A 26,761-nucleotide genomic window follows, 5' to 3' on the forward strand; every position below is an offset into this window, starting at 1 on the left:
ATATTGGGGGGCTTTACATTGAAAGTAGGCTTTATCGGAATTGGTGTCATGGGAAAACCAATGGCTAAAAATATATTAGGCGCAGGGTATCCGTTGTTTGTCAATGATGTGAATGATGTAGCGGTGCAAGAGCTTGTTGCAGAAGGGGCAAAAAGGGTACAGAGTCCACGTGACTTAGCTCAAGAGGTCGATGTTGTTATCACAATGTTGCCTAATGGGGGGATTGTAGAGCAGGTCCTGCTTGGAGAACAGGGGATTTTTGCCGGGGCAAAGCCGGGATTTACGATCATTGATATGTCGAGTGTTGCACCAACATTTACACAAAAGATGGCAAAGCTAGCCTTAGAGCAGCAGATTAATTATATCGATGCACCGGTAAGTGGTGGGGTAAAGGGCGCAACAGAAGGAACCTTAACCATCATGGTGGGCGGCGAGAAGGAACTTGTGGAACGTTATCAAGGGTTGTTGGAGGTTATGGGTAAGAAAATTTACCATGTCGGTAAGGTTGGGGCCGGAGACGCAGTAAAGATCGTCAATAACCTATTGTTGGGCGTAAATATGGCTGCTGCAGCTGAAGCATTTGTCTTAGGAACAAAGCTGGGGCTGGACCCCCAAGTCCTTCTGGAAATTATTAACGCTAGTTCTGGTAACAGCTACGCACTCGCAGCCAAGATGCCTAACTTCGTTTTTAAAGGTCAGTTTGAGGCAGGATTTGCAATTGACCTCCAATATAAAGATCTTGAACTCGCTATCCAAACAGCTAAAGAGGCCAAAGTTCCGATGATGCTAACGAATGTTGCCCAACAGGTATTTGAGCAAGCGCGAGCTGCAGGGCTAGGACGGGAAGATATTTCGGCTGTGATCAAACCACTAGAAGATCTGTTGAATATTAAAGTCCGTGCTTAATACTTAAGAAACTGAAGGTGAGCCAAGTGGAGAAAATTATTAAATTAATTCAAGCAAAGGGATATCAAGTCGGAAATTTAACCTTAGGCGAAGTTGTTGAAATTGCAGACGCTTTAGAGTTACGCGCCAGTGATGTTGTTATCGTCGAAGCAATGTCCCAGAATGCTATGACCCGAGAAGAGGTTATCGATGCCGTTATCAACGCCTTTGCGCACAACCTTTATGCCGCAGAGGTGGGCATTACCTCCGGTTCAAGCTTTTTGCTTGGTAAAGCACCTCAAGAATTAGCTTATAATGACTTTTCTAATCGTTTATTTGAAGACGACCTCATCAATAAGATACTAGTATATACTCTAGCGGCTCAAGTTGGTAACCATTCTTGCGGCCTGCAACCCTGCGCTGGAACAGGGGATTCTTGTACCTATACCGGAATTTACCGTGCGCTACAGGAGATCATTGAAGATAAAGAAGAATTGGCACGTATAGTATCTGTGATGCTAAAAGTAGGAACTATCTTTCGTGCGGGCAAAACATCTACGGGTTGCAATATGGAAGGCTTTGGGGCTGGGGCTGCTGCCGCCGCAGCAACATTTGTAGAATATCGCAAAGGACAGCCAAGAGCGCTGGCTAAAGCAATAGTTTTGGCGTTATCTCCAACGATTGGTGTACCATGCACTCCTCGGGTAATGGTATCAGGGTTATGCGCCACTCATATCGGTGGCGGCGTGGTTATTGGCAATTTAGCAGCAAACCTGGCAATGCATACAAATATTCCCGTCGATGTACCTGTCGACGTCATGGTTGCCATGGCATCAGCAGTACACCCGGTTTCAGCGACCCAAATAGTTCCTGTAGTTAACGATTATATGCAATCTTTCTTTAAAACGAACCTTGAGGTTGAATACTTCGTAGATGATTCAATTAAGGAAAAAGAAAAGACAAACATTGAAGTGACTATGGACAGAGCCTTAAAAGAAGCCCGTGTACTCGCTGAAAAAGCTAATTCAATAGTAAAACCCTTTGGCGAAGCAGTGGTTGGGGGAAGTAGCCAAGCCGTAGGATCACCGACGAATACCGGTCGTATTGCTCATGCCTTGGCGAAAGGGGAAATCACTGGAGTTAAGATCGAATTGTATGCAGAATTGTTTGCGCGGCGTGGAATTAACGTTCCGGGAATTCTTATGGCTGCAGTCCTGGGGGCAGGCACAGATAACGGTAAAGCCTATCGGGAGATCATGCAAAGAGTCAAGGATAAAAAGATAAGAATAGAAATACTAAAAGTGGATGAGCCTCAGATGCAAAGGATTACTGTCTCCGCTACTGAGCAAAGTTCAATGGTCGAAGCTCTGAACAGAGGGGGCGCTCGATTGGTTCTTAAAAATGCCAGGCCATCCCTAGAGGAAGCCTTCATGGCAGCAAAGCGGTTAGGAATTGTTCTCGTTGATTGATCGAATGGAGGAGAAGTAGAGTGAACCAAATAGAACGATATTTGGCAATTGCAGCAGGGAAAGAAGAGGTTCACGCCGGAGAAGATATAACGGTTAAGGTTGATCTGGCTATAGCCCATGATATTACTGGGCCCATGGCAGTGGAACAATTCAAGAAGATAGGTATTAATCACGTTTTTGATGCAAAAAAGGTGGTCTTTGTCCTAGATCATATCATTCCTGCAGCTACGGTCGAGGCTAAAGTTTTGCACAATGTTCTTAAACAGTTTTCTCAGGAATACGGAGTTAAACTCTACGACAAAGGAGAAGGGGTTATTCACCAAGTAATAGCCGAAAAACATCGTTTAAAACGAGGCGAGATCTTGATAGGTGCAGACTCCCATACATGTATGGCTGGTGCTTATGGTGCTTTAGCAATCCCAGTTGGTGCCACAGAGTTAGCAGCTACTATGGCCACCGGTACGATTGATTTAGAGGTGCCAGACGTCTGTGAGATTCGTATCGATGGGAAGCTTCAGCTTGGAGTTTACGCTAAGGATGTTATCTTACATTTGATTGGATATTTCGGGACGGCAGGATTTACCGATCAAGGAGTTATTTACACGGGTAGCTTAATGGATCAGCTAACTATGGATGATAAAATGACGATTTCCAATATGGGTATCGAGATGGGGACCATGATTAGTTATTTTGCAGATCCGGATCAACCCGTAGGAACGGTTAAAGAAGTTTATACCTTCCAAGCTGAGGATATTCCAGCGAGCGTAGCATGCCCGCCCAATCCGGGTATTGTGGTCAAAGCGGCGGACCTCTCTTCAACCAAGATATCGCAAGTTGTCATCGGAAGCTGTACGAATGGACGCTTAAGTGACATGTTGGTGGCTGCTGAAGTACTTAGGGGTCGCAAGGTGGCTGAGGGCGTTACATTATTGATAATACCCGCTTCAGTAGATATTGCCCAGCAAATGGAGGATCAAGGTTTAAACCGTATCTTCCGTGAAGCCGGAGGTATGATAACCAGCCCAGGATGTGGTCCTTGTTTTGGAGCTCATATGGGACTTTTAGCTGCTGGCGATGTTGCTGTTTCTACAACGAATCGAAATTTCCCTGGCAGAATGGGTCATCGTGACGGAAAAGTATTTCTCGCATCCCCTCGCCTTGCAGCAGAAAGTGCGATTGCTGGAACAATCGTAACCCCTGGTATGGTGGTGCCTTTAGGAGGTTTAGCCGATGAGTTGGAAAAGTAAGCTTCGCGGTCGTGTATGGAACTTAGGTGGTAACGTTGATACAGATCAGATTTTCCCAGGATATGCAATGGCAGCTCCTGCAGACAAATTTAAGGAGTATGCGCTTGCTGGTAGCGAGATTCCGGATTTCGCCAAGAAGGTACAGGCTGGAGATATTATCGTAGCAGGTGAGAATTTCGGCTGCGGTTCTAGTCGGGAGCAAGCAACCGTCGCTCTGAAGGAAGCAGGCGTTGGATTAGTCATCGCTAAATCCTTTGCTCGAATTTTTAGGCGCAATGCGATTAACATTGGATTGCCGGTTCTAGTATGTGACCTGGAACAGCAAGTGAAAAACGGACAGGAAATTGAGGTAGACCTAGTGTCTGCTGAGGTTACATTTTGTGCGAGTGGCGAAAAAATCAGCGGAACTATTTTAGCTTCCAATGTTTTGGAGACCTTAGAAGCTGGTGGGCTTATTGCCAAAGTCCGAAAACAATTGGGGGGAAGAACTTAATGCAGGAAAAAACAAAGAAGATCATTAGAGAAGACTATGAACGCGTTCAAGCTTACGAAAAGGTTTTTGGGGTAGAAATGCCTAAAATGAGCCCGGATGGTTCTATTACCGGCTTGCCGGCTCCTTTTCCCCGAACTGTTAATGGGGTTGAACGCAGTGGTTACCGTATTACAGAATTGGGTCGCCATGCAGCCCAGACAGGTATACCTATCCAAAATCCTATTTTGGGTCGTAATTCTGCTGAAGAGACTTATCAGGAATCATCAGCGATGTATAAAGTTGCTGAGGAACTAAATACAAATCTCTTCCATTTTGTGCATTCCGAGGCTACCCGGCATATTGATCCGTTAGACGGGGCAGATTTGATTGAGCAGTCCCGGGGGAAAGGTGGCATAACACCAGCTGGCGAGCGTCAATTCATAGAACTGGGCGGTGGAGCAAACCATCCCCTACGTATTAACGCTACCGGAGATACACCGCACTTATCCATTATTAATTCCCTGATTGCCGGCTTCGATGGTACAGATATCGGACCCGTTATCCATGTTCATTTCGGCGGGCGGGGTATTCATGATTATAAAACGAAGGTCTTCAACGGGTATAAAGCACTGCAAGTCTGTGCTGAAAATAATATTTTTGTCCAAACAGATTCCCATAAACACCTTAATAATATTGGTGGAACTGATGGTATGGCCCTAGCGATGTGCTTATTAGCCGAAGGTCTTGCGATCCATGCCGAATTACCCAGCGCACTTAGCGGTATCCAAATGAATGTAGCCGGAATCAATTTACTGGCTGACTTAGCTGTCATGCGGGCCTTTAGGCAACTTATGTGGAGTGAGTTTCTGATTGTCGTCCCTGAGACTTTCCAGAACCCTCCGGCTGATCTAATTGCTGAGCAAGCTCACTTTGCCCGGATGGCGATTAGTGCCAAATTAGGAGGAGCAAACTTCTATCGGCCAAAAGCAGCGGAAAACGTCGGGATTCCGACGGGAGGATCAATGGCTAAGGCGATTTGGGCAACGCAAAATGTCTTTGAAAATACCGCTTCCTATAAAATTGAGGATCCGGCAATTGACCGCCGCCAAGCTGAAATAGTTGCAGAGGCTTTGGCTGTTTTGGCGAGCACCTTTGGATTGTCTCGGGAGTTAAGCCCGGAAGAAATCGGACCGGATTTTTGGCTTAAATATGGGGATGAAGAGCTTATCGATATCATTGTCGCTGCTGGGAAAAAAGGCATTCTCGATTCACCGAGAGCAGCTGCTTGGGATCTAAAACGAGGGGTAAAAACCCACCGCGGGAAAGACGGAATTCGCCGCTATATTCCGGGATATGGTCCCGTTGATGTTCCTGTGGATAAAATCTCCTTTACTGCTGAGAAGGTTACAGTGGAAGATGAGAAGCCGATTACTAAAAAAGAAAAGATACTTTTAGCAACAGTTGGCGCGGATGCGCATGTGGTAGGGATCAATGTTATTCGTGAGGCGTTTGAGCAAGCGGGTTATGAAGTGATTTATTTACGGGGAATGAACTTACCTGAAACAGTGGCTGAGGTTGCTGCAGAAACCAAAGCGGATGTGGTTGGGGTCAGTAATCTCTTAGGTTTAGGTTTAACGTTATTCCCCCGTGTAGAAAAACGCCTTAAAGAACTTGGAATCCGGGATAATGTAGTACTCATGGCTGGAGGGCGGATTGCAGAGAAAGAAGAGGAACACGCTCTGATCGAACAAAAAATGAAAAACGAAGGGACCGATTTCCTAGGAGTTGAGAGTTTCTTTGGTCCAGGTACTGATCCACAGGATGTCATTAGATGGGTTGAAGAAAGAATGAACGAAAGAGGGAAATAGTATGACAGAGCAACTCAGGATACGATGTGCTATTTTAAGGGCGGGTACGAGTAAAGGGATTTTCCTCATGGAAAATGATTTGTCATCAGATACACAAAGAAGAGATCAAGAGATCTTGGCCATTTTTGGTAGCCCGGATGTAAGGCAAATTGACGGCTTAGGTGGAGCAGATCCTCTAACGAGTAAGGTAGCTATTATTGGGCCTTCTACACGATCTGATGCCGATGTCAATTACACGTTTGGGCAAGTGAGTATAGGAACAGAACTGGTTGATTTTTCGGGAAACTGCGGAAATATATCGTCAGGTGTGGGTCCTTTCGCCATAGACGAAGGTTTAGTAAGGGCTGTTGAACCGGTCACGAAGGTCCGTATTCACAATACAAATACCGGTAAAATTTTGGTCGCTGAGGTTCCAGTGAAAGATGGTAAAGCCCAAGTATGCGGTGACTATAAAATCGCTGGAGTTCCTGGCACTGGAGCAAAAATCATGTTGGACTTTGCCGGTACCGTTGGTTCTGCAACTAATAAGATGTTACCTACCGGGAAGGTAGTAGATGTTCTTAATATCGAAGATTTTGGCACATTAGAGGCTTCAATTATTGATGTTGCCAATCCGATGGTTTTTGTACGTGCCAAGGATTTAGGGCTTACAGGGATTGAAACTCCAGCTCAAATTAACGGAAATAAGGAAATGCTGGATCTGCTAGAAAAAATCCGTGGTAAGGCGGCAACCATGATTGGTATGGCTAAAGACGAAGAAGATGCGTTGAAAAACAGTCCCGCCTTTCCGATGATTGCTTTTGTCAGTGAACCACAAGATTATGTCGACTTTACTACGGGTAAGGCAATTAGGGCTGATCAAGTTGATTTTGTATCCAGACTCATGTATATGCAAGTGATACACAAAACCTATGCAGGTACAGGAACTACTTGTACTGGAGCAGCAGCGAAAATCCCGGGTTCGATTGTAAACCAAGTGACCCTTTCTAAATCTCCACTGGTTAGGATCGGCCATCCTGCGGGTGTTATTGATATCGAAGTTCAAGCTAAAGAAGAAGGTGCCGAGATTAAGCTTGAAAGAGCGGCCTTTGGCCGTACTGCACGTCGCATTATGGACGGTTATGTGTATATTTCAAGATAGCATAGGGAAATGATGGTTGCCAAGGAAGTGAAAGTATTATGCCCCAAGTTCTTTTAGTCTACGATGTGGGAAGTACTTATACCAAGGTATCGGCATTCAATCGAGATGAGACCAACTTAACGTTTATCGGTCGTTCCCAAGCTCCGACGACTGTGGAAAACATCGAAACAGGACTTATCAATGCTTGTCATAATCTTGCTCGTGATCTTCAGTGGACAGAGGTCATTTCCTCCCACACGTTAGCAACGAGTTCTGCCGCAGGTGGGTTGCGGATGGTAGCGATGGGTTATATGCCTAGAGTTACTGCGAAGGCTGCGAAAGAAGTGGCAATGAGTGCCGGTGCCCGAGTATTAGAGATTATTTCACATGAGACACCTATTGATTTTCGCTTAGAGGTACTACAGGAAATCAAGCCTGATATTATTCTCTTAGCCGGTGGGACAGATGGTGGAGATCAGGATTCTCTGCTGGAGAATGCCGAAGTTATTGTTAACAGTAAGACGCATAGTGTGGTCATTATTGCCGGAAATACTGAAGCTCAACCAAAAGTGGATGAGATCTTGAAAATTGGCGGGATTCGTGCGATTCGGGTGCCTAACGTTATGCCAACGATCCATGAGTTGAAAGTCAAACCAGCTCGGGAAGCCATTCATCAGGAATTTATTCGGCAAATTACACGGGCTAAAGGTTTAGGGCGCTTACTAGAAATAGTCTCGAATGGACGGGTTATTCCGACACCTGGTGCGGTGCTGATGGGGGCAGAGCTCTTGGCTCTGGGTACCCATGAAAAAGAGGGGTATGGCGATATCCTAGTCATAGATATTGGTGGGGCAACAACGGATGTCCACTCTGTTTTACCTGATTTAGCAAACCTATCCAAAGAAGAAACGGGCTTAGTCGTTTCGAATGAGAAGCAGTTATCTTACAGAACGGTCGAAGGTAATCTAGGATTAAGAGTGAGTGCTGCAGGCATTGTGGAAACGGTTGGAGCAAGTGGAGTTTTGGCCAAAGTTGGTTTAGAAGGCGAAGATTTAACCAAGGAAATCCAAGTATATGCACAGTATCTCGAGAAGAACCCAGAACACATCAGCATCCATGAAAAAGAGATAAACTTTGATAAAGCGTTAGCTATTAGCGCCATAGAAATAGCCATTAAGCGACATGCAGGGTATTTTGCCCAGAGTTTTGACCCGGTGCTCGGTATTGTGCCGGGAACACCCGTCGGTCGCGATTTGCGTAAAGTTCAGAGAGTTATCGCAGTGGGGGGCATTTTTGCTCATTCGACAAAAGAAGAGGCCTTGGAAATTTTGCACAAATCCTTCGCCAATCGAGGAATTTCTTTACTGCCAGAAAAACCTGAGTTTGTGGTGGATCATAATTATCAGTTATATACCATTGGGGCTATGGCCGAAGAATACCCTAATGAAGCGCTTTCCTTAGCAGAAAATAATATTCTATACTAGCCAGAAAGTACAAACTTTCTGGAAGGTCCCTTCTCGCCATCCTTGGCTGCATGGACACTCGGCCATCCATGGCCATCGCCTGAAGGCTTGGAGCAAGCAAAAGTTTTCATTAAAAGATTCCCAAAAAGTTTGAATTAAGGAGCTAATCATTATGAATAAAGGTAAAGTTTTAAGGGATTTACTGGCGGCTAAAGAAATTTTAATTGCCCCTGGGGCACATGATGTCTTAACAGCAAAGATCATTGAGAAAGCCGGTTTTCAGGCTGTTTACATGACGGGCTATGGCCAAGCGGCAAGTCATTTGGGTACAGCGGACGTTGGATTAATGACAATGACTGAGATGTTAGCACGGGCAAACAATTTTGCCAGCGCCGTTGATATTCCGGTAATAGCTGACGGTGACACGGGATTCGGAAATGCTGTTAACGTTATGAGAACAGTGCGTCAATATGAAATGGCGGGAGTAGCCGCTATACAATTAGAAGATCAAGTGGCACCCAAAAAGTGTGGACACATGACGGGACGCCAGGTTATTCCGATGGACGAAATGGTGGGCAAAATTATGGCGGCTGTCGAAGCGAGGCAAAATCCTGATTTCGTGATCATTGCCCGTACGGATGCCCGAACTATTCATGGAATTGACGAGGCTGTTCGTCGTGCTAAAGCTTATGAAGAAGCAGGGGCAGATATAATTTTTGTTGAATCACCAGAATCGGTTGAAGAGATGAAGAGAATCACATCCAGTTTTAACGTTCCGGTTTTAGCAAATATGGTAGAGGGTGGACGAACTCCTCTGTTATCGGCTCGAGAATTAGAAAAGTTAGGGTATGATTTGGTCATCTTCCCGACTGCTTCAACGTACATGGTGGCTCAAGCCATGAAGAATTTAATGGAAGAACTCATGAAGACAGGTACGACAGAAAACTTAATATCGGAAATGATTCCATTTCCAGAATTTAATGAACTAATTGGTCTGGCGGAAATTCGTGAGCTAGAAGCGAGATTCGTTATTGGTTAGAGTCTCTTTCCAATTTCCCCTTTTTTCGATCAACCTATAGACTTATGAAAAATAAGTGAGAAGTGAATTGAGAGGGTGAAGTTAGTGAAGCTCGAGGCCTTTTTAGAAGTTGCGACTGAGTTACAACAACTCTATGATGAGGAGGTCGCGGTATGCATTCTAGATACAGAGAAAGTGTTGGTTTGGTATCCGGGGCCTAACTTGAACATGAAAGTTAAAGTGGGTGATCCCTTGCCTATAGGTGGAATATCCGAAGAAGCCATTCGTACTGGGAAGCGTATTGTAAGGCGTGTACCTAAAGAGGTATTGGGAATTTCCTATGTGGGAATAGGTTATCCGATCAAGGAAAACGGTATTGTAGTCGGGTGTGCCGTAATTGACATTTCAGTCGCCAAGTATGATACATTGACCGACGCCGGTCAGGAAATTTTAGCAGCAGTAGAACAAATATCCGCTTCTGCCGAAAACTTGTCTGCTTCTTCTGAGGAACTTGCGGCTACTGTGAAAAATATGGATAAAGAGACTACCCATGTACTTCAGGAGATTGAACATACGGGTAAAGTAAAGGACGAAATCCATAAGATTTCTATGCGGACTAATATCCTTGGACTGAATGCGTCTATCGAAGCCGCTAGAGCTGGTGAATTTGGTCGGGGTTTTTCGGTTGTTGCTGATGAGGTTCGGAAGCTCTCCGAATCCACAAGAGTCTCGACAACGGAAATTGAGATCGACCTAAAAACTGTTCAAAATTCTGTCTTTAACTTGATCGAAGCGATAAGTCAATTGGGTACAGTTACTGAGTCTCAAGCCTATGCAGCTGCTGAACTGTCATTAGCTCTGGGGCAAATTGCTAGTTTGGCTGAAAAGCTTGTTGAGATAGGTACCCGAAGATAACCGACGGCTTAATGTGTATATTAAGGCATAAGCCGTGTTTAATTTGTTCTTTATTTAATTTAAGGAGGAAAAGAAATGTTGATTGTAGGAGAATTGATTAACGCTAGCCGGAAGGCCATTGGTGAGGCCATCAGAACCCAAAATGTTGAGTATATCCAAAAGGTAGCAAAGGATGAGTTCGAAGCCGGAGCGGATTACATTGATGTCAATGCTGGTATTTTTGTTGGCAAGGAGCCGGAATACCTGCAGTGGCTCGTGAAAACTGTTCAGGAGGTTGTCGATGCCCCTTGTTGCCTTGACAGTCCTGACCCTAAGGCTATCGAGGCGGCCTTGTCTGTACACAAAGGTGTTGCGATGATTAACTCTATTTCTTTGGAAAAAGATCGTTATGATGCATTGATTCCAGTAGTTGCTGGAACGGACTTAAGAGTTGTGGCACTTTGTATGAGTGATGAAGGCATGCCAGAAACTATGGATGCCCGACTAAGAATTGCCGAAAAACTCATTAATGGACTCGTCAAAAACAATGTACCGCTCGATCACATTTATGTGGATCCATTGGTACAACCAATTTCTACAAACAGCACCTTTGCCGTGGAATTTATAAATTCCGTCGAAGCGATTATGACTCAGTTTAAAGGGGTCCATACGATGTGCGGATTGTCTAACATATCTTATGGTCTGCCGGAACGGAAATTCATGAATCATGCCTTTGCCATTATGGCGATTGGCAAAGGGTTGGATGGCCTCATTATTAATCCCTTGGACAAGATGATGATGGCTAGTTTGATCACGGCTGAGGCGCTGGCAGGTAGGGATGACTATTGTGTCAAGTATCTTAAGGCCTTTCGAAACAAACAGTTCGAGTTCTAATTTAGACAATAAAAGGCTCCATGAAAACGCAAGCGTTTCATGGAGCCTTTACAATTTCATTATTCAGCGAGAGCAATCGCTTCAATTTCAACAATAGCATCCTTAGGCAGACGTGCAACTTGAACAGCCGAACGGGCAGGTGGATTAGTTGGGAAATAGGTGGCATATACGGTATTCATAGCAGCAAAGTCATTCATGTCTCTTAGAAAAACTACAGTCTTAACGATTTTGTCCATAGAAGAACCTGAAGACTCTAGAATGGCTTTGACATTATCTAAAGATTGTTTAGTTGCTCCTTCAATATCAGCGACCAATTCTCCACTTTGAGTGTTGATAGGGAGCTGTCCGGATGTGAAAATCAAGTTTCCTACTTTAACCCCTTGAGAATAGGGTCCGATAGCCGCAGGTGCATTTTGAGTATTGAGAGTTTGTTTATTCATGGTGATCTACCTCCTTGAAGTTGTTATGTATTAGCATAAAGCTCTTTTGCAATGACCAACTAAATTTAAGTATACCTGATTTTACAAGAATAAATCAAGCAAGATATTGGGATTTTAGGTAGCAGAGGAATACTTTAGGTTAGTTTTGCCCGATTAGTTAAGTTTTATCAACGTCATCAAGAAGACTTGGAGTTCCAAAACTCAATGTTGTAAATTAAGGGGGAATTTGAGTAAGTATTTTAGGGTTGTAAAAGGAGAACCCTAGCTATTGAATAAGAAAATTTTCCTTCAGTTGCAGTTTTGGAGAAAAACGAAAACGAAGGGGTAAAGTATGGGGACAGATAGTTTAGACTCCGGAGACCATGATAAGTTACATCGGGCATTAAAAAAATCGACATATACAGATGATGCGTTGGGTGGAGCCATTGGGACAGGAATTCTATGGATCAGGGGCTTCAATTCGAGTTCCGTTTTCACTTAATTAAGGTAGCATGAGGCTTTGTAGCGTATAGCCTAAATGACAAATAAATATATGCAGGATATTTGTGAACTAGGCAAGAACACAAAGTGAAAAAGCGGTATTTCGGATATTAAGATATAAAAGATATTTCAAAAAGGAAGTGTTTATCATGAGTTTAATTTATACAATATTTGTTCCACACCCGCCCCTCCTAATTCCAGAGGTGGGTCGGGGAGAGGAACGTAAATGTCAAGCGAGCTTAGACGCCTATCAGGAAGTTGCACGGCGCATAGCTCAAGCGGAGGTTGAGACGGTAATCCTGGTTTCACCCCATGCCCCTCTTATCAAGGATGGAATGACTCTCGCAGTGGATAATATTATTCAAGGGAGTTTTGCTCAGTTTGGGGCAGCTCAGGTCAGTTTGTCCTTTGAGAGTGATCTAGTGGTTATGGCACAATTTCAAAATCTCTCGGGAGTTGTTTCGATACAGGGTTCTATCGATCATGGCGCATTTGTGCCCCTCTATTTTTTACAAAAAGCAGGGTGGAAAGGAAAGGTTGTTCTCTTAGGAATGCCCTTGGAACGGCCGGAAGAGTATGGTGAGCGTATAGGACAAATCCTCGAGGATTTACCCGGACGCTATGCTATTGTGGCTAGTGGGGATCTCTCCCATCGTTTGAAAGAGGACGGACCCTATGGCTTTGATTCAGCAGGACCTGAATTTGACCAATTCGTGGTAAACACTCTTCAGAGGGATTCTAAGAAAATAGACAATTTGTCGGATGCCCTCATCGACAAAGCTGGGGAATGTGGGTATCGGAGTCTCCGCTTGGCGCTGGCAGCTAAAGAGGGAGCACCTGAAGTGCTTTCTTATGAAGGGCCGTTTGGGGTAGGATATCTGGTGGCAGATTTATATCATTCTTCACCTTTGCCACGGTGGGCGCGACGTTGCCTAACCACCTTTTTAAAGAAGGGGGGCTCTGAGCTATTGGACTTAGCGGACATGTCCACACCCGAGTTGACTGGACGGAGGGGATGTTTTGTCACGCTAAAACAAGGCGGAAATTTACGGGGATGTATTGGAACCACTGAACCCTGGCAGGAAAATCTAGCGTTAGAAATTCAACATAATGCGATTGCTGCCGGAACCCAAGATCCACGTTTTCGTCCTGTTCGAAGCGAGGAATTGGATACCATAAGTTTCACGGTAGATGTTCTGGGGGAACTTGAGAAAATTGCAGGACCTGAAGGGTTGGATCCTTGGAAGTATGGTGTTGTTGTTCGCCAACGTGGCAGAAGCGGACTTTTACTCCCCCATTTAGAAGGGGTCGATACGGTTTCAGATCAAATTAATATTGCTAAACAAAAGGCGGGGATTCCAGCAGGAGACTCGGTGGAACTTTGGCGCTTTGAGGTTAAGAGGCATTATGAATAATGAAACTAATATAAGTAATCAAAACAAGGTAAGTAACACAGAAAAGCAACATGAGACGATTAAGGAGCATACGGAATCCTATAATGCGAGTTGTCTGCTGTGTCCCCAACGTTGTCAATTGCGACATGGTCAGTCAGGGCGGTGTCATGTCAGGGAAAACCGAGAAGGAGAGGTTGTATCTAAAACATATGGTGAAGTGGCGGCCTGGAATATGGATCCGATTGAAAAAAAACCCCTTTATCATTTTTATCCCGGTTCTTGGATTTTCTCCGTTGGGGGTTTTGGCTGCAACCTAAGCTGTTCCTTTTGTCAAAATCATGAGATCTCACAACAACATAAAGTTGGAAGAAAGGTTACTCCTCCAGAGCTGGTAGAACTTTCTTTGCAGGAAAAGGAGTCATTAGGGCTGTGTTTTACCTATTCAGAGCCGAGCGTGTGGTTTGAGATGATCCGAGATACCGCCCCCCTTGTACGAGCACAAGGAGGGAAGGTAGTTTTAGTTAGTAACGGAACTATTTCACCACGCTATCTAGAGGAGCTGATTCCATGGTTGGATGCGGTCAATATTGATATAAAAGCATTCTCAGAAGATTTTTATCAACACTATTGTGGGAGCAAACTGGCGTGGGTATTAGATAATGTTGAGCGTTTGGCTGGCAGGGTTCATCTGGAAATTACGACACTTGTCATTCAAGGGGCAAATGACAGTCCTCAAGAGCTGACCGAATTGGCGCGTTGGCTGCGCCAGCTTAATGTTCCGCTGGCCTGGCATTTGAGTGCCTACCATCCGGCTTATCGACTAGCGGTTCCGCCAACAGATCGAAAGACCTTGGAGCGAGCATGGGATATTGCCAAAGAACATCTTCCTTATGTATATTTGGGAAATATTAGAGGCGGCAGTACGACGTTTTGTCCCCAGTGCGGTGAGGCTGTGATTCAGCGCGAACCTGTCTTGCTTAATCGTTTGAATCAAGGGTGCTGCCCAAGATGTGGAGAGGGCATTTTCGGGGTTGGCATGAAAAACTAGTAGAATAAGGAACACCCACAAGAAGTGAGAGTCTCGGAATTGATCAATTGAAATCACAATTCAGAAGTGATAGTTTAAGAGTGGATAAAATGTAAAGGAGCCTCCTAACTGTGCAACTCTTATTCCTAATGATTGAACATATCGGGCTGATCGTGGCCATCGCCTTTATCCTAACTCGGCTAACGACGTTTCGTAACCTCATCGATCATAAGCTCGATCGTTGGACGATCATCCAACTTTCGCTAGTATTTGGGTTATTCGGAATCGTCGGCACGTATACAGGGATTTCGATTCGGCCCAGTACGGACTCTCTTCTTTGGATTCCCCGCGTAGAAGCAATCGGCTTTGAAGAGGCTCTCGCGAACTCGCGGGTCGTTGGTGTCGTAATCGGCGGACTTTTAGGGGGGCCTTGGGTTGGTCTTGGAGCAGGACTGATCGCTGGTATTCACAGAACCCTCCTCGGTGGCTTTACTGGGTTAGCTTGTGGGATTTCCACAGTGGCGGAAGGCTTAATTGCCGGCCTTGTTTATCTTAAGATCGGGAATCGCAGAATCCTCCCTACGTCAAAAGCATTTATGACAGGGGTTGTTGCGGAGACATCCCAAATGCTGATCATCCTTCTCGTTGCTAGACCCTGGGAAAGTGCAGTTGCCTTGGTTCAAGTTATTGCCCTTCCGATGATCCTGGCAAATAGCTTAGGAATCGCACTTTTTGTTGTAATTATACGGACTGTCATACACGAAGAGGACCGTATTGAAGCTAATCAAGCTCAAAAAGTCCTCCATATTGCAGATCAAATGCTGGTCAATCTCAGTAGAGGACTTACTGAAGAATCTGCAACCCAAATTTCTAAGCTTCTTTTAAAAACAACAGGTGTTTCCGCCGTCTCAATTACAGATCATGAAAAGATCCTCTCCCATGTCGGGTTAGGGGATGATCATCATTTGCCGGGACATACGGTTTTGACTGATGCGACAAAGAAAGTGCTCAGAACCGGAAAACTGTACATACCCAAATCTTTAGCTGAAATTCACTGTCCCCAAAAAGGATGTCCGCTTGCGGTAGCAATCATTGTGCCCCTAAAAAAGTCAGATCAAGTGATTGGAGTTTTGAAATTCTATTTTTCAAATGCCAAACAGATTAAACCGGTAGATGAAGAAGTAGCTCAAGGTTTAGGTAAACTTCTTTCGCATCAGCTTGAAGTGGTGGACGCGCAGAACCATGCTCAACTTATCCGAGAGGCTGAAATCAAAGCACTCCAAGCTCAGATTAACCCACACTTTCTGTTTAATTCCTTAAATACTATTGTCGCTCTCGTCCGCACCCAACCCAATATGGCGCGTAAAATTCTCATTCAACTTGGAAACTTTTTCAGACAGAACTTAAACGCCTCTCTTCATGAATTCATTACATTAAGGCAGGAACTCGACCATACTTCTGCTTATCTGGATATCGAACAAGCTCGTTTCACAGAACGTTTAAGTGTCAAACTTGAGATCAATCCTTTGCTGGAAAATGTTCTTCTACCGCCACTTACCCTTCAACCTCTCGTCGAAAATGGAATACGTCATGGATTAAAAGGGCTTGAAAAAAACGGCGAAATTATCATTCATGTAACAGAAGTTGAAGGGTGTGCCCTCGTTTCTGTGAAGGACAACGGAATTGGAATTTCCCCAGAACGAATTTCAAAATTACTCCACACTCAAATCGAATCTCAAGAAGGAACAGGCATGGCCCTATATAATGTGAACCAGCGTCTAATGTACCATTTTGGCGAGGAATCCCAACTTCACATTGACAGTGAACTGGAGCAGGGAACGTGCGTCTGGTTTAAAATTCCACTGCAACAGGGAGGGGGAATAGCTTGATTTCAGTAGTTATCGCTGATGATGAACCACTTGCTCGGGATGAATTGATTTATCTCTTAAAACAATGCGGAGATATCAAGATTGTGGGAGAGGCAACCCAAGGCGCTGAAGCTTTAGAAAAAATCCTGACTCTTAAGCCTGATGTAGCCTTCTTAGATATCCAGATGCCTAATCTTGATGGCTTAACCGTGGCGAGGAAATTGCTTGAAGAGGATCCAGCTTTAATGATTGTATTTGCAACAGCTTATGATAAACATGCCATTCAAGCCTTTGAAGTCAATGCTATTGATTATCTGCTGAAGCCTTTTGATGAGGAACGTGTCTTAAAAACAGTTGAACGAATTCGACAAAGAGTAGGGGACTCTAAACTCGATTCGCAGAATGAAACACTCAATAATTCGCTGGTGGAACTCCTCAAAAAAATTGCCGAAGATAGTGTATCCACGGTCGCTGGTCAATTTCAGGCTCCAAAAATTTCAAAACTTGCAGTTCAAGGGGAAGAAAGCGTCATTTTAATTGATCCTAAAGATATTCTCTATGTCTATCGTGAAACTAGGGATGTCTTTATCAAAACGTCTAGTAAAGTGTATTCAACTAAGTACACCCTACAAACACTCGAAGAAAAATTAGCAAGTTATCCTTTTTTCCGACCTCACCGAAGCTACTTAGTGAATTTAAACTTTGTACAGGAATTAGTCCCTTGGTTTAATGGAGCGTACACTCTAATATTAAATGACGAAAAACGTTCTGAAGTACCAGTGAGCCGAGCCTATGTCAAAGCATTAAAAGATCTTCTGGAGATTTAATTCATAGCTTTTACAAAACGCACTTTGAAAACTCACTCTCAGACATCATATACGACATTGTAGACTGTAATTTCACATCGTCCTCCTTGAATGATTTAAACTAAGGTCAGTCAGTTGAACAGCTATTATTCTAGTTTTAAATCTGAGAGGAGGATTCTTGTGATTACTTTTTTACTTTCATTTGTAGCACTTATCATTGGTTACATGGTCTATGGTAAGTTTGTAGAAAAGGTTTTTGGAATCAATGAAAGCCTTGAAACTCCAGCCTATACCAAAACGGATGGAGTCGACTATGTTCCTATGGACTCAAACAGAGGAAGTCTGGTTCAACTCTTAAACATCGCTGGTCTGGGACCCATCTTTGGACCGATCGCGGGTGCTTTATGGGGTCCGGTCGCTTTTCTCTGGATCGTTCTCGGAGGAATTTTTGCGGGTGCAGTCCACGACTATTTCAGTGGTATGCTTTCCGTGAGAAACGGTGGCGCACAGCTCCCAGATATTGTAGGTAAGTATCTTGGCAAAGGTATGCGTCAATTTGTTAATGTCTTTTCTGTGGTACTCTTGATTCTCGTGGGAACTGTTTTCGTTGCCGGTCCTGCCAACCTAATTGTTACCCTAACACCGTCTTGGATTGGTTTAAGTGTCGTGACTGCTGTGATTTTTGGTTACTATATCTTGGCCACGCTTTTACCAATCGATAAAATTATCGGAAAAATTTACCCCCTCTTTGGACTCCTGCTTATTATCATGGCTGTTGGTGTAGGTGTAGGTTTGATCGTTAAAGGATATCCTATTCCTGAACTGACCTTGAGTAATCTTCATCCTAAAAATTTACCTATGTGGCCTTTACTCTTCATTACCATCGCCTGTGGTGCAATTAGTGGATTCCATGCTACCCAATCTCCGCTTATTGCCCGCACAGTCCAAAATGAAAAACACGGCCGTAAAGTATTCTATGGCATGATGATTGGAGAATCTGCTATCGCGCTTGTTTGGGCTGCAGCTGGAATGGCAGTCTTTGGTGGAACGGGTGGTTTACAAGAAGCCTTAGCAGCGGGCGGACCCGCTGGAGTCGTCCGCACCGTATCTATTACTATGCTTGGAGCTGTCGGTGGAACGCTCGCTATTATCGGAGTTATCATTCTCCCGATTACCTCTGGAGATACTGCCTTCCGCGGTGCTCGAATGGTTATCGCTGACTTCTTTAAAATGAGCCAAAAGCCTGTCTCCAAACGCTTAGCTATCTCCATTCCCCTGTTTGTCGTTGCTTTCGCCTTAAGCAAAATCGACTTTAACTTCCTCTGGAGATACTTTTCCTGGGCAAATCAAACGACAGCGATGATCCTTCTTTGGGCCGCTGCTATGTTTCTAGTCAGGGAAAAACGCCTTCACTGGATTGCCACAATTCCTGCCATCTTCATGACGGCAGTCACCTTCACCTATCTCTTACAAGCTCCGGAAGGGTTCGGTCTAGCGACTAGCATTTCCTATCCGGTCGGACTCCTAATTACCGCCGGAATTACGGTACTCTTTGCCAGCAAAGTGAGTAAAGAACGCAAATCGGAGACGGATAAAATTGTTTCTGCTTCTGCGAAGTAAATTTAGCTCAACGTGGTATTTACGAGTGCAGTTTCTAAAAGTTTTTAGGTGAAAGGGGTGAGATATAAGAATGGTCATGCCCCAAGTAGACCTTCAGGTTGATTTATCTGAACAAGCCATTGTATATATCAAAGAACATGGTGGAATCCTTACCATCGATGAAGCGCCTCAAACTGGATGTTGCACAAACATCGTCTTTGTCGGAGCACATTTGGGAAAGCCCCAAGAAGAAGGGTATTTCGGAGTGAAAGAACAAGACGGGATCAAGATCTTCTATGACCCGTTTATTATCAAGAAAGATAAACACTATGAAGTGGTTTTAGAAGGTTTATTTAAGTGGAAGACTCTTAGGGTATATTAATTAAAGTAAAAAAGGATGCTCAATCAAATATAATTGAGCATCCTTTTTTGATTTTAGACTTTTGACGTTTGGGTATAGGAGTTTTAGTCACTAGACTTAAAAATAACGAGTGAACTCGTTCAGCTAAAGCTGAACACCGAGACTCCGGTGACGTAGAATAAGGAACACCCACTGAAGAAGTGATTGTTGATTACAACAGGTACATTGTTGCCAGGACACCTGTAATAGACATAACGATGGTGTATGGCAGAGCCAGTTTCACCATTTCCATGTAAGACAGGCGAATAAGCGGAGCAAGTGCAGAGGTCAACAGGAACAGGAACGCCGCCTGACCGTTTGGTGTAGCAACGGAAGGGATGTTTGTACCCATGTTGATTGAAACTGCCAGCTTGTTGTATTGTTCCAGTGCAATGCCTCCGGCTTCAAACGCTTTCTGTGTTTCACTCATATATACGGTAGCAACAAATACGTTGTCACTGATTGCAGAAAGGATACCGTTTGCCGCAAAGAAAGCGACAAGCTGATCCTGTCCTTCCAGGTGCAGTACCCACTGAATGATCGGCGTAAACAGATGCTGGTCATGAATAACCGCAACGATGGAGAAAAATACGATCAGCAGCGCAGTAAACGGCAGTGCTTCCTCAAACGCATGACCGATGCGCCCTTCTTCAATAACCCCGTTAAAAGCGGTAAGCAGGATGATAATCATCAGACCAATAATACCGACTTCTGCTAGGTGCAACGCCAGGGAGAAGATTAGCACAACGCCACATACAGCCATAATAATCAGGCGTACACGTCCGCGAGTATCCATCGCAGCATCTTTGGCTTTTACGTCGTCTTCAATAACCTTTCGAACAGACTCGGGAAGCTGATAGCCGTACCCCCAAAACTTGGTGACTTCAAGGGTAATGGCGGTCAGAACACCAACGATCAGTACAGGGATAGACACTGGTGCGCTGTTTAAAAAGAAATCAGCGAAGTCCCATTTCATAATGGAGGCGATGAGTAGGTTCTGCGGTTCCCCAACCAGTGTTGTTGCTCCACCCAGAGCAGTACCCACAGCGCCATGCATCATAAGATTGCGCAGGAAACCACGGAACTGGTCCAGGTCCTCATGATATTTGTCATCAACAATATGATCGTGATTGATGTCATACGTGTCGTATACTTTTTCGCTGGAAGCAAACTTATGGAAGATGTTGTAGAACCCATAGGCCACGGCGATAATCACCGCCGTTACGGTTAGCGCATCCAGAAAAGCGGAAAGAATCGCACCCAATATAGAGAACAGGAATGCAAGCGCAACTTTAGAGCGTACTTTGGTAAGGATCTTGGTAAACAGGTACACAAGACCTTCTTTCATAAAATAAATCCCGGCAACCATGAACATCAGGAGCAGAATAACCGGCAGGTTCAGTTCAACTTCGTGATAGATCGAATGGGGGTTAGTAAGCCCGATCACAACGGCTTCGATGGCAAGAAGTCCACCTGCAGGGAGCGGATAACATTTTAGCGCCATTGCAAGGGTAAAGATAAATTCGACAATTAACACCCAACCGGTAATGTACTTACCGACGGTAAACATCAAAATAGGATTCAACACCAGAAAAGCAAGAATTGTTGTTTTGTACCAGTTCGGAGCGTGACCCAGAAAATTTGCTCTGAGTGCCTGTCCGATACCCATCTGTTTACTATCCTGTCCGATACCCATTTAATTCACTCCTCAAATGAAAAATTCTATATTCGCCTAATAACATTGAAAAAATACTACAATAATAAGTCAATGTTCAGTCTCCTTTGTGCCGCCAATATTACTCATGGTAATTTGGCTGAAAAAGGAAGGGGATGGGATCGACCTCTAAAGATCAGCAATTAAAATGGCTATAAAACAATTAATAAGACGATAATGACGTTATTAGACGCTTAAGACAAATAAGCATTTTAATGCACCTCCATATAATATTATTTGTTTAACATTCCCAAAATAAAAAGAGAGTAGTCCTAAGATGACTACTCTCCCTGAGAAGTTCCTACTTGTAATCTGGCGATCCTAGCGTAATTCCAATGTGTGAAATTAGCAGCCTTAGACCCATGACTTTAGCGTCCTTCGCTTTCGCGAAGTTTACCCCAACCGTGTTTACGAGTATTTAGTTGTACGATACTATACTAGACTGCTCTTTAGGATGACTTAATAATAACGAAGTAAGTGGTAAATATCTGCATTAGCAATAAGACAGGCATAATCCTTTTAGGATTACAACAGGTACATTGTTGCCAGGACACCTGTAATAGACATAACAACGGTGTATGGCAGAGCCAGTTTCACCATTTCCATGTAAGACAGGCGAATCAGCGGAGCAAGTGCAGAGGTCAACAGGAACAGGAACGCCGCCTGACCGTTTGGTGTAGCAACGGAAGGGATGTTTGTACCCATGTTGATTGAAACTGCCATCTTGTTGTAATGATCCAAGGCAATGCCCCCAGCTTCAAAGGCTTTCTGTGCTTCGGTCATATAGACGGTAGCAACAAATACGTTGTCACTGATTGCCGAAAGGATACCGTTCGCCGCAAAGAAAGCGACAAGCTGATCCTGTCCTTCCAGGTGCAGAACCCACTGAATGATTGGCGTAAACAGATGCTGGTCATGAATAACCGCAACGATGGAGAAAAATACGATCAACAGCGCAGTAAACGGCATGGCTTCTTCAAACGCATGACCGATGCGCCCTTCTTCAATAACCCCGTTGAAAGCGGTAAGCAGGATGATAATCATCAGACCAATAATACCGACTTCTGCCAGGTGCAACGCCAAGGAGAAGATCAGTAGGACGCCGCATACAGCCATAGCAATCAGGCGTAAACGTCCGCGGGTATCCATGGCAGCATCTTTGGCTTTTGCGTCATCTTCCATAACCTTTCGAACAGAATCAGGAAGCTGATAGCCGTACCCCCAAAACTTGGTGGCTTCAAGGGTAATGGCTGTGAGAAGACCAGCGATCAGTACAGGGATAGACACTGGTGCGCTGTTTAAAAAGAAATCGACGAAGTCCCATTTCATAATGGAGCCGATGAGTAGGTTCTGCGGTTCACCAACCAGTGTTGTTGCTCCGCCCAGGGCAGTACCCACAGCGCCATGCATCATAAGATTGCGCAGAAAACCACGGAACTGGTCCAGGTCCTCATGATATTTGTCATGAATAATATGGTCGAGACTGACGTCATAATTTTCGTGTACATGGCTGGAAGCAAACTTGTGGAAGATGTTGTAAAACCCATAAGCCACGGCGATAATCACCGCCGTTACGGTTAGCGCATCCAGAAAAGCGGAGAGAACTGCACCCAATATAGAGAACAGGAATGCAAGCGCGACTTTAGAGCGTACTTTGGTAAGGATCTTGGTAAACAGGTACACAAGACCTTCTTTCATAAAATAAATCCCGGCAACCATGAACATCAGGAGCAGAATAACCGGCAGGTTCAGTTCAACTTCGTGATAGATCGAATGGGGGTGAGTAAGGCCGATCACAACGGCTTCGATGGCAAGAAGTCCACCTGCAGGGAGCGGATAACATTTTAGCGCCATTGCAAGGGTAAAGATAAATTCGACAATCAACACCCAACCGGTAACGTACTTACCGACGGTAAACATCAAAATAGGGTTCAACACCAGAAAAGCAAGAATTGTTGTTTTGTACCAGGTCGGAGCGTGACCCAGAAAATTTGCTCTGAGTGCCTGTCCGATACCTATCTGTTTCCTATCCTGTCCGATACCCATTTGATTCACTCCTCCAAAAATGAAAAATTCTATATTTGCCTTAAGACATTGTAAATATTCACAGGTCAGTCCACTTACTATAGTACTTTGCCTTATTGCCATTTTTGGGTTAAAGCATCGTTACTAAACCTGCGTACCGCTCCACACGAGGGTAGCGGGAATAAACTTGTTTGAATTAATAATAAAAGCGTCGATTGCTAGTTCCTAATGAGTAGACCAGCAAAGTCAACAATCCTGCTCCACAAGAGCAACTACTGGGCGATGTAAGAATAAGTCCGTAGGTCAAAAGAAATATTACACAATTAAGTCAATGTTCAATTACCTCCTTTACCCCCCTTAAATATAATTACTCCTGTAAAAACGCTAGCCAAGAGAACCTCTTCCGGTTCTTCGCGAGCCCAGATCAAGAGCATAGCTCCGCTGAGGGCGATGGTAGCCGTTTCTAGATGGAGAATCGAATGCAGGGTAAATCCCAAGATGACTAAGCTCAAGATATCCTTCCCAAAAATAAAAAGAGAGTAGCATTAAAAAAAGACTGCTCTCCCCTGAGAAGTTCTTTGCTGTAGACTGGCAATCATAGCTTATCTTCAAAAGTATATTTTCGAATTTAAGCCTTAGACCCATGACTTTAGCGTCCTTCCCTTTCGTGAAGTTTACTCCAACCGAACTAGACTATTAAGTTTCTTAAAATATTATGACATAATCATTTGTAGTATAACAACTAACGATGGAATCGTCAATATATAAATATTTGGGACACAGAACGACATTAAACCCACGATAAATATCACGGATAAAAACCAACCATTAATCAGATACTAGGTATTGAAAATGCGTTATTTACTCATTTCACAATATTAAAAGGAGGTTTTATTCAGGTGTTTAAGCATGTAAAAGATATGGAATATACCGTACATGTCGATCAGCCAGATCCCCGATTTGCAGTTCTATTACTTGAACAATTTGGCGGTGGCAACGGTGAACTTAAAGCAGCCATGCAATATTTTTCTCAGAGTTTAGGATGCAATGATCCAAAGATTAGGGATTTATTGCAAGACATCGCAGCTGAAGAATTAAGCCACTTAGAAATGGTGGGTGAGTGTCTCGGCATGCTGATTGGTCCAGTCGATAGCATTCCTAAAGATTTCGCGGCTAATCATATGGCCCTGCTTGGAGGTGGCCCACTTCTAATTAACTCCGGTGGAGAACCTTGGACGGCTAACTACATTAACTCAACAGGTGATCTATACACTGATCTTACGTCAAACGCCGGAGCTGAACTTCGTGCGAAACTGATTTATGAGCGTCTTCTCCAACAAACAGACGACGCAGGGGTTAAAGACATGATCCGTTTCCTGTTAAGTCGTGAGGAATCACATAACTTCTCCTTCATGCAAGCGATCAATACTCTGCAAGGCAGCGGAGTGAATAAAGACTTCCGTGATTCTGACTTCTCCAAGAAGTATATGAATATGTCGACAGGCACGGGAGATAGCAGAGGCCCTTGGAACCAAGGAAACGAGATTTCGTATGAAGAGAACCCTAATGAAAAGTATGGCGGTCCTGCACAGTATGGTAAAGATCCTCAACCAGCGGGAGCCAAGGAAGTTCAGCCAGGGTATAATGACCATACGAGAAATAACCCGCAGTATGCTCAACCTCAACCTACTCCAAATCCCAATCCTACTCCTAACCAACATTAATACCCCTCTGGGAATTTAGGTCCTCCCCAAAAAATATAGAGACTGATAATTATCAGTCTCTATATTTTTTGGGGGTTAACCTAGAGCTGATTAAATTGAGAAAAGCTAGTTTATTTTAATCGTTATGATTGTGAAGATGCTTAGTTTGTCTATGTAAGAGATCGTGATGATCATGAGTGTGCTGATTGTCATCTTGTACTGTTTGGTGGTTATGAGAAAGCCCAAGAGCATGAGCCATTGCATGTTTTCTTTCAGGAAGAGCGTCTAACCAGCCATTATTTGCGTCCTCTTTGCTGTCGAGGAAATGAATATACGGCTTAATATCAATTAAGGGAGTTCCATTATAGGCATCAATTCCAGAAATAATTAATTCATTATTGCGTATTTCTTTTATCTGAACAATACTCAGGCCCAAGGGGTTGGGCCTATTTGCAGAACGGCTGGCAAAGAGTCCGATTTCAATTTCAGGAGCCCAAGGGGATCTGGTAAGCAGTTCTATGGGTGAGGTCGCCTCATTTAGGTGATATATAACATATATATAGTTGAAGGTTCGCAAACCTTCAAGGGCAGAGGCGTAGTCCGGATGTAATGTAATCCAGAAATCACCAGGTGCATTAGGGATCGATTGATGAGGGGCATTTAAGGAAAAATAAGGTGTATGAATTGTACCGATCGATTGAAATGCAATGGACATATGAAGCCCCTTTCTTACAGTTGGGTATCGACTTTTTCCAATACAATTCGATGGTTAAGAAGGGTCATATCTTTGATTTTAGCTTGAATAAACTTCTGCATTCCAAAAATGTCGATAAGCTTTAGGCCATTTTCGTAGGGCTCAATAACATCGACTGATTCCATGAACATAACTTCGTTTTCGCCATCTTTAAGATAGGCATTGGCTTCACACATATAGATTACTCCTTCTTTTTGTCTTAGACAGAAGTATGACTTATCGTTACATACTTTCTGAAGGTCCCTTCTCGCCATCACGACCTTGCCATTATGGCAGTGTTACTAACTTCGAACATCGTTGTTCGAGTCTTGGCTACAGGGGCACGCGGCCATCCCATGGTAAGTATAATTTCAACTAAAGCCATGCCAGCGCCTTGTCTCAAGCCGAGTTCCAAAAGAGTAAAAAAGACTATTGAGCTATCCTGGCAGACTTCTAGGCCTTCTGTACTAATTATTTTGTGAATATATCTTACTTCGGTTTATAATTTATTCGCCAGCTAAAAAACATTTCCTGCAAATCTAAACAAAAGTAAAAACTTCTTTTAAAATAGAGAGATTTACAAGTTGTCATGATTTCCAGGAGGTAGTTTATATTTTTTACAATCATGACAATAGCCATAGATCTCCAGTTTATGTCCTGTAATGTCAAAATCTATCTTATTTTTTAGAGTTTGCTTTAATTCGCCAATAGGACAGTCTTCAATCGAAATTAATTTGTGGCATCCCACGCATAAAATATGGTGTTTATGCTCATTGTGGTTTAGTTCATATAACGCTTTACCGTCATCTACTCTATTGGATTTAATGACTAAGTTTTTCGAGGCAAAGGTATCAAGCGTTCTATATACAGTTGATAAATCAATTGAGGCAGTTTTTTCTCGTAAGGTTATAAATAGTTGTTCTGCAGTTTGTGGAAATTCAGATTCTTCCAGGAGTTCAAGGATAGCATTTCTGTGGCGAGTGCTTTTAATACCTTCACGATTCAGCAATTCTTTATACTTTGAGTTTTCGTCCAACAAGATCATTCCTATTCTTCAATTGCTTTCTATGTCCATTTTAATCCTTTTTTATATTTTAGCAATATTTTTACTCAGTTAATTACTTTTTCAGGAATTTAATGCAGTACCATGCACTACTTTGATAAATTTATATATGATTAAGAAGTAAAATAATGGTTTACAATTATTAATAATAGAGTATAATCTACTTAGAAGATGCAAAT

General features: G+C 43.6%; 24 protein-coding genes and 2 riboswitches. Of the genes, 17 read left to right on the forward strand and 7 right to left on the reverse strand.

The features are described from left to right. Positions 1-18 precede the first annotated feature (18 nt). The 10 genes from M8E35_RS13645 (at position 19) to M8E35_RS13690 (ending at position 11,330) form a co-directional block, all read left to right on the forward strand. Positions 19-906, forward strand: a complete 888-nt coding sequence (locus M8E35_RS13645) for an NAD(P)-dependent oxidoreductase (protein WP_252469703.1) — start codon at positions 19-21, stop codon at positions 904-906. Between the two features lie 26 nt (positions 907-932). Further along, positions 933-2,354: an L-serine ammonia-lyase, iron-sulfur-dependent, subunit alpha gene (locus M8E35_RS13650; protein ID WP_252469704.1), complete on the forward strand. Its 1,422-nt coding sequence runs from the start codon at positions 933-935 to the stop codon at positions 2,352-2,354. Positions 2,355-2,374: 20 nt separating this feature from the next. Continuing rightward, on the forward strand, positions 2,375-3,601 hold the full coding sequence (locus M8E35_RS13655; protein WP_252469705.1) for a 3-isopropylmalate dehydratase large subunit: 1,227 nt from the start codon (positions 2,375-2,377) through the stop codon (positions 3,599-3,601). Next, entirely contained in the window at positions 3,585-4,094 is a 510-nt protein-coding gene (locus M8E35_RS13660) for a LeuD/DmdB family oxidoreductase small subunit (protein ID WP_252469706.1), read from the forward strand. Before M8E35_RS13655 ends, M8E35_RS13660 begins: the two co-directional genes overlap by 17 nt. Next, the gene (locus tag M8E35_RS13665) at positions 4,094-5,941 is read left to right on the forward strand and encodes a cobalamin-dependent protein (RefSeq protein WP_252469707.1); all 1,848 of its coding nucleotides are present in this window, start codon (positions 4,094-4,096) and stop codon (positions 5,939-5,941) included. Before M8E35_RS13660 ends, M8E35_RS13665 begins: the two co-directional genes overlap by 1 nt. A 1-nt stretch (position 5,942) precedes the next feature. Beyond that, complete coding sequence (locus M8E35_RS13670; protein WP_252469708.1) at positions 5,943-7,082, forward strand: 2-methylaconitate cis-trans isomerase PrpF family protein; 1,140 nt, start codon at positions 5,943-5,945, stop codon at positions 7,080-7,082. A 38-nt stretch (positions 7,083-7,120) separates the two neighbouring features. Further along, positions 7,121-8,545, forward strand: coding sequence for a glutamate mutase L (locus M8E35_RS13675; RefSeq protein WP_252469709.1), 1,425 nt, complete (start codon positions 7,121-7,123; stop codon positions 8,543-8,545). A gap of 151 nt (positions 8,546-8,696) precedes the next feature. Beyond that, on the forward strand, positions 8,697-9,563 hold the full coding sequence (locus M8E35_RS13680) for an isocitrate lyase/PEP mutase family protein (protein ID WP_252469710.1): 867 nt from the start codon (positions 8,697-8,699) through the stop codon (positions 9,561-9,563). An 84-nt stretch (positions 9,564-9,647) separates the two neighbouring features. Beyond that, positions 9,648-10,457 carry a methyl-accepting chemotaxis protein gene (locus M8E35_RS26735; protein WP_302049525.1) on the forward strand — a complete coding sequence of 270 codons (810 nt, stop codon included), beginning with the start codon at positions 9,648-9,650 and terminating at the stop codon, positions 10,455-10,457. Between the two features lie 75 nt (positions 10,458-10,532). Then, entirely contained in the window at positions 10,533-11,330 is a 798-nt protein-coding gene (locus tag M8E35_RS13690) for a methyltetrahydrofolate cobalamin methyltransferase (protein ID WP_252469711.1), read from the forward strand. Between the two features lie 59 nt (positions 11,331-11,389). Here M8E35_RS13690 and M8E35_RS13695 read toward each other — a convergent pair whose 3' ends face one another. Next, positions 11,390-11,770 (reverse strand): RidA family protein, encoded by a 381-nt coding sequence (locus tag M8E35_RS13695; RefSeq protein ID WP_073030511.1) that lies wholly within the window; start codon positions 11,768-11,770, stop codon positions 11,390-11,392. Between the two features lie 629 nt (positions 11,771-12,399). On the opposite strand from M8E35_RS13695, the gene amrA reads away from it, so the two are divergent. The 6 genes from amrA to M8E35_RS13725 all read left to right on the forward strand — a co-directional run bounded on the left by amrA (position 12,400) and on the right by M8E35_RS13725 (position 19,326). Further along, the gene (gene amrA, locus M8E35_RS13700) at positions 12,400-13,665 is read left to right on the forward strand and encodes an AmmeMemoRadiSam system protein A (protein ID WP_252469712.1); all 1,266 of its coding nucleotides are present in this window, start codon (positions 12,400-12,402) and stop codon (positions 13,663-13,665) included. Next, positions 13,658-14,692, forward strand: coding sequence for an AmmeMemoRadiSam system radical SAM enzyme (gene amrS, locus M8E35_RS13705; protein WP_252469714.1), 1,035 nt, complete (start codon positions 13,658-13,660; stop codon positions 14,690-14,692). The genes amrA and amrS overlap by 8 nt, the downstream gene beginning before the upstream one ends. 110 nt (positions 14,693-14,802) lie before the next feature. Further along, on the forward strand, positions 14,803-16,560 hold the full coding sequence (locus M8E35_RS13710) for a LytS/YhcK type 5TM receptor domain-containing protein (RefSeq protein WP_252469716.1): 1,758 nt from the start codon (positions 14,803-14,805) through the stop codon (positions 16,558-16,560). Beyond that, entirely contained in the window at positions 16,557-17,366 is an 810-nt protein-coding gene (locus M8E35_RS13715) for a LytR/AlgR family response regulator transcription factor (protein ID WP_252469718.1), read from the forward strand. Before M8E35_RS13710 ends, M8E35_RS13715 begins: the two co-directional genes overlap by 4 nt. 159 nt (positions 17,367-17,525) lie before the next feature. Continuing rightward, entirely contained in the window at positions 17,526-18,965 is a 1,440-nt protein-coding gene (locus tag M8E35_RS13720) for a carbon starvation CstA family protein (RefSeq protein ID WP_252469720.1), read from the forward strand. A gap of 70 nt (positions 18,966-19,035) precedes the next feature. Then, positions 19,036-19,326, forward strand: coding sequence for a CC/Se motif family (seleno)protein (locus M8E35_RS13725; RefSeq protein ID WP_252469722.1), 291 nt, complete (start codon positions 19,036-19,038; stop codon positions 19,324-19,326). Positions 19,327-19,516: 190 nt separating this feature from the next. On the opposite strand, the gene nhaB (M8E35_RS13730) is transcribed toward M8E35_RS13725, so the two are convergent. The 3 genes from nhaB (M8E35_RS13730) to M8E35_RS13740 all read right to left on the reverse strand — a co-directional run bounded on the left by nhaB (M8E35_RS13730) (position 19,517) and on the right by M8E35_RS13740 (position 23,595). Further along, positions 19,517-21,040, reverse strand: coding sequence for a sodium/proton antiporter NhaB (gene nhaB / locus M8E35_RS13730; RefSeq protein ID WP_252469724.1), 1,524 nt, complete (start codon positions 21,038-21,040; stop codon positions 19,517-19,519). 321 nt (positions 21,041-21,361) lie between these two features. Further along, positions 21,362-21,466, reverse strand: a riboswitch (cyclic di-GMP riboswitch). Positions 21,467-21,583: 117 nt separating this feature from the next. Next, entirely contained in the window at positions 21,584-23,104 is a 1,521-nt protein-coding gene (gene nhaB, locus M8E35_RS13735; RefSeq protein ID WP_252469726.1) for a sodium/proton antiporter NhaB, read from the reverse strand. A 314-nt stretch (positions 23,105-23,418) separates the two neighbouring features. Beyond that, a complete protein-coding gene (locus M8E35_RS13740; protein ID WP_252469728.1) occupies positions 23,419-23,595 on the reverse strand; it encodes a hypothetical protein in 177 nt (58 codons plus the stop codon). Between the two features lie 67 nt (positions 23,596-23,662). Continuing rightward, positions 23,663-23,772, reverse strand: a riboswitch (cyclic di-GMP riboswitch). A 210-nt stretch (positions 23,773-23,982) separates the two neighbouring features. On the opposite strand from M8E35_RS13740, the gene M8E35_RS13745 reads away from it, so the two are divergent. Then, a complete protein-coding gene (locus tag M8E35_RS13745; RefSeq protein ID WP_252469730.1) occupies positions 23,983-24,807 on the forward strand; it encodes a manganese catalase family protein in 825 nt (274 codons plus the stop codon). Positions 24,808-24,922: 115 nt separating this feature from the next. On the opposite strand, the gene tsaA is transcribed toward M8E35_RS13745, so the two are convergent. The 3 genes from tsaA to M8E35_RS13760 all read right to left on the reverse strand — a co-directional run bounded on the left by tsaA (position 24,923) and on the right by M8E35_RS13760 (position 26,564). After that, positions 24,923-25,501, reverse strand: coding sequence for a tRNA (N6-threonylcarbamoyladenosine(37)-N6)-methyltransferase TrmO (tsaA, locus tag M8E35_RS13750; RefSeq protein WP_252469732.1), 579 nt, complete (start codon positions 25,499-25,501; stop codon positions 24,923-24,925). Positions 25,502-25,515: 14 nt separating this feature from the next. Further along, a complete protein-coding gene (locus M8E35_RS13755; protein ID WP_252469734.1) occupies positions 25,516-25,716 on the reverse strand; it encodes a CooT family nickel-binding protein in 201 nt (66 codons plus the stop codon). A gap of 380 nt (positions 25,717-26,096) precedes the next feature. After that, the gene (locus tag M8E35_RS13760; protein WP_252469735.1) at positions 26,097-26,564 is read right to left on the reverse strand and encodes a Fur family transcriptional regulator; all 468 of its coding nucleotides are present in this window, start codon (positions 26,562-26,564) and stop codon (positions 26,097-26,099) included. Positions 26,565-26,761 lie beyond the last annotated feature (197 nt).

It is taken from the genome of Desulfosporosinus nitroreducens (assembly GCF_023897015.1).
Lineage (GTDB): Bacteria > Bacillota > Desulfitobacteriia > Desulfitobacteriales > Desulfitobacteriaceae > Desulfosporosinus > Desulfosporosinus nitroreducens.

Coding starts and splice junctions, on each gene's coding strand:
- M8E35_RS13660 (WP_252469706.1), top strand. CDS start 3,585: ATGAGTTGGAAAAGTAAGCTTCGCGGTCGTGTATGGAACTTAGGTGGT.
- M8E35_RS13665 (WP_252469707.1), top strand. CDS start 4,094: ATGCAGGAAAAAACAAAGAAGATCATTAGAGAAGACTATGAACGCGTT.
- M8E35_RS13670 (WP_252469708.1), top strand. CDS start 5,943: ATGACAGAGCAACTCAGGATACGATGTGCTATTTTAAGGGCGGGTACG.
- M8E35_RS13675 (WP_252469709.1), top strand. CDS start 7,121: ATGCCCCAAGTTCTTTTAGTCTACGATGTGGGAAGTACTTATACCAAG.
- M8E35_RS13680 (WP_252469710.1), top strand. CDS start 8,697: ATGAATAAAGGTAAAGTTTTAAGGGATTTACTGGCGGCTAAAGAAATT.
- M8E35_RS13690 (WP_252469711.1), top strand. CDS start 10,533: ATGTTGATTGTAGGAGAATTGATTAACGCTAGCCGGAAGGCCATTGGT.
- M8E35_RS13695 (WP_073030511.1), bottom strand. CDS start 11,770: ATGAATAAACAAACTCTCAATACTCAAAATGCACCTGCGGCTATCGGA.
- amrA (WP_252469712.1), top strand. CDS start 12,400: ATGAGTTTAATTTATACAATATTTGTTCCACACCCGCCCCTCCTAATT.
- amrS (WP_252469714.1), top strand. CDS start 13,658: ATGAATAATGAAACTAATATAAGTAATCAAAACAAGGTAAGTAACACA.
- M8E35_RS13725 (WP_252469722.1), top strand. CDS start 19,036: ATGGTCATGCCCCAAGTAGACCTTCAGGTTGATTTATCTGAACAAGCC.
- nhaB (WP_252469724.1), bottom strand. CDS start 21,040: ATGGGTATCGGACAGGATAGTAAACAGATGGGTATCGGACAGGCACTC.
- nhaB (WP_252469726.1), bottom strand. CDS start 23,104: ATGGGTATCGGACAGGATAGGAAACAGATAGGTATCGGACAGGCACTC.
- tsaA (WP_252469732.1), bottom strand. CDS start 25,501: ATGTCCATTGCATTTCAATCGATCGGTACAATTCATACACCTTATTTT.
- M8E35_RS13755 (WP_252469734.1), bottom strand. CDS start 25,716: ATGTGTGAAGCCAATGCCTATCTTAAAGATGGCGAAAACGAAGTTATG.
- M8E35_RS13760 (WP_252469735.1), bottom strand. CDS start 26,564: ATGATCTTGTTGGACGAAAACTCAAAGTATAAAGAATTGCTGAATCGT.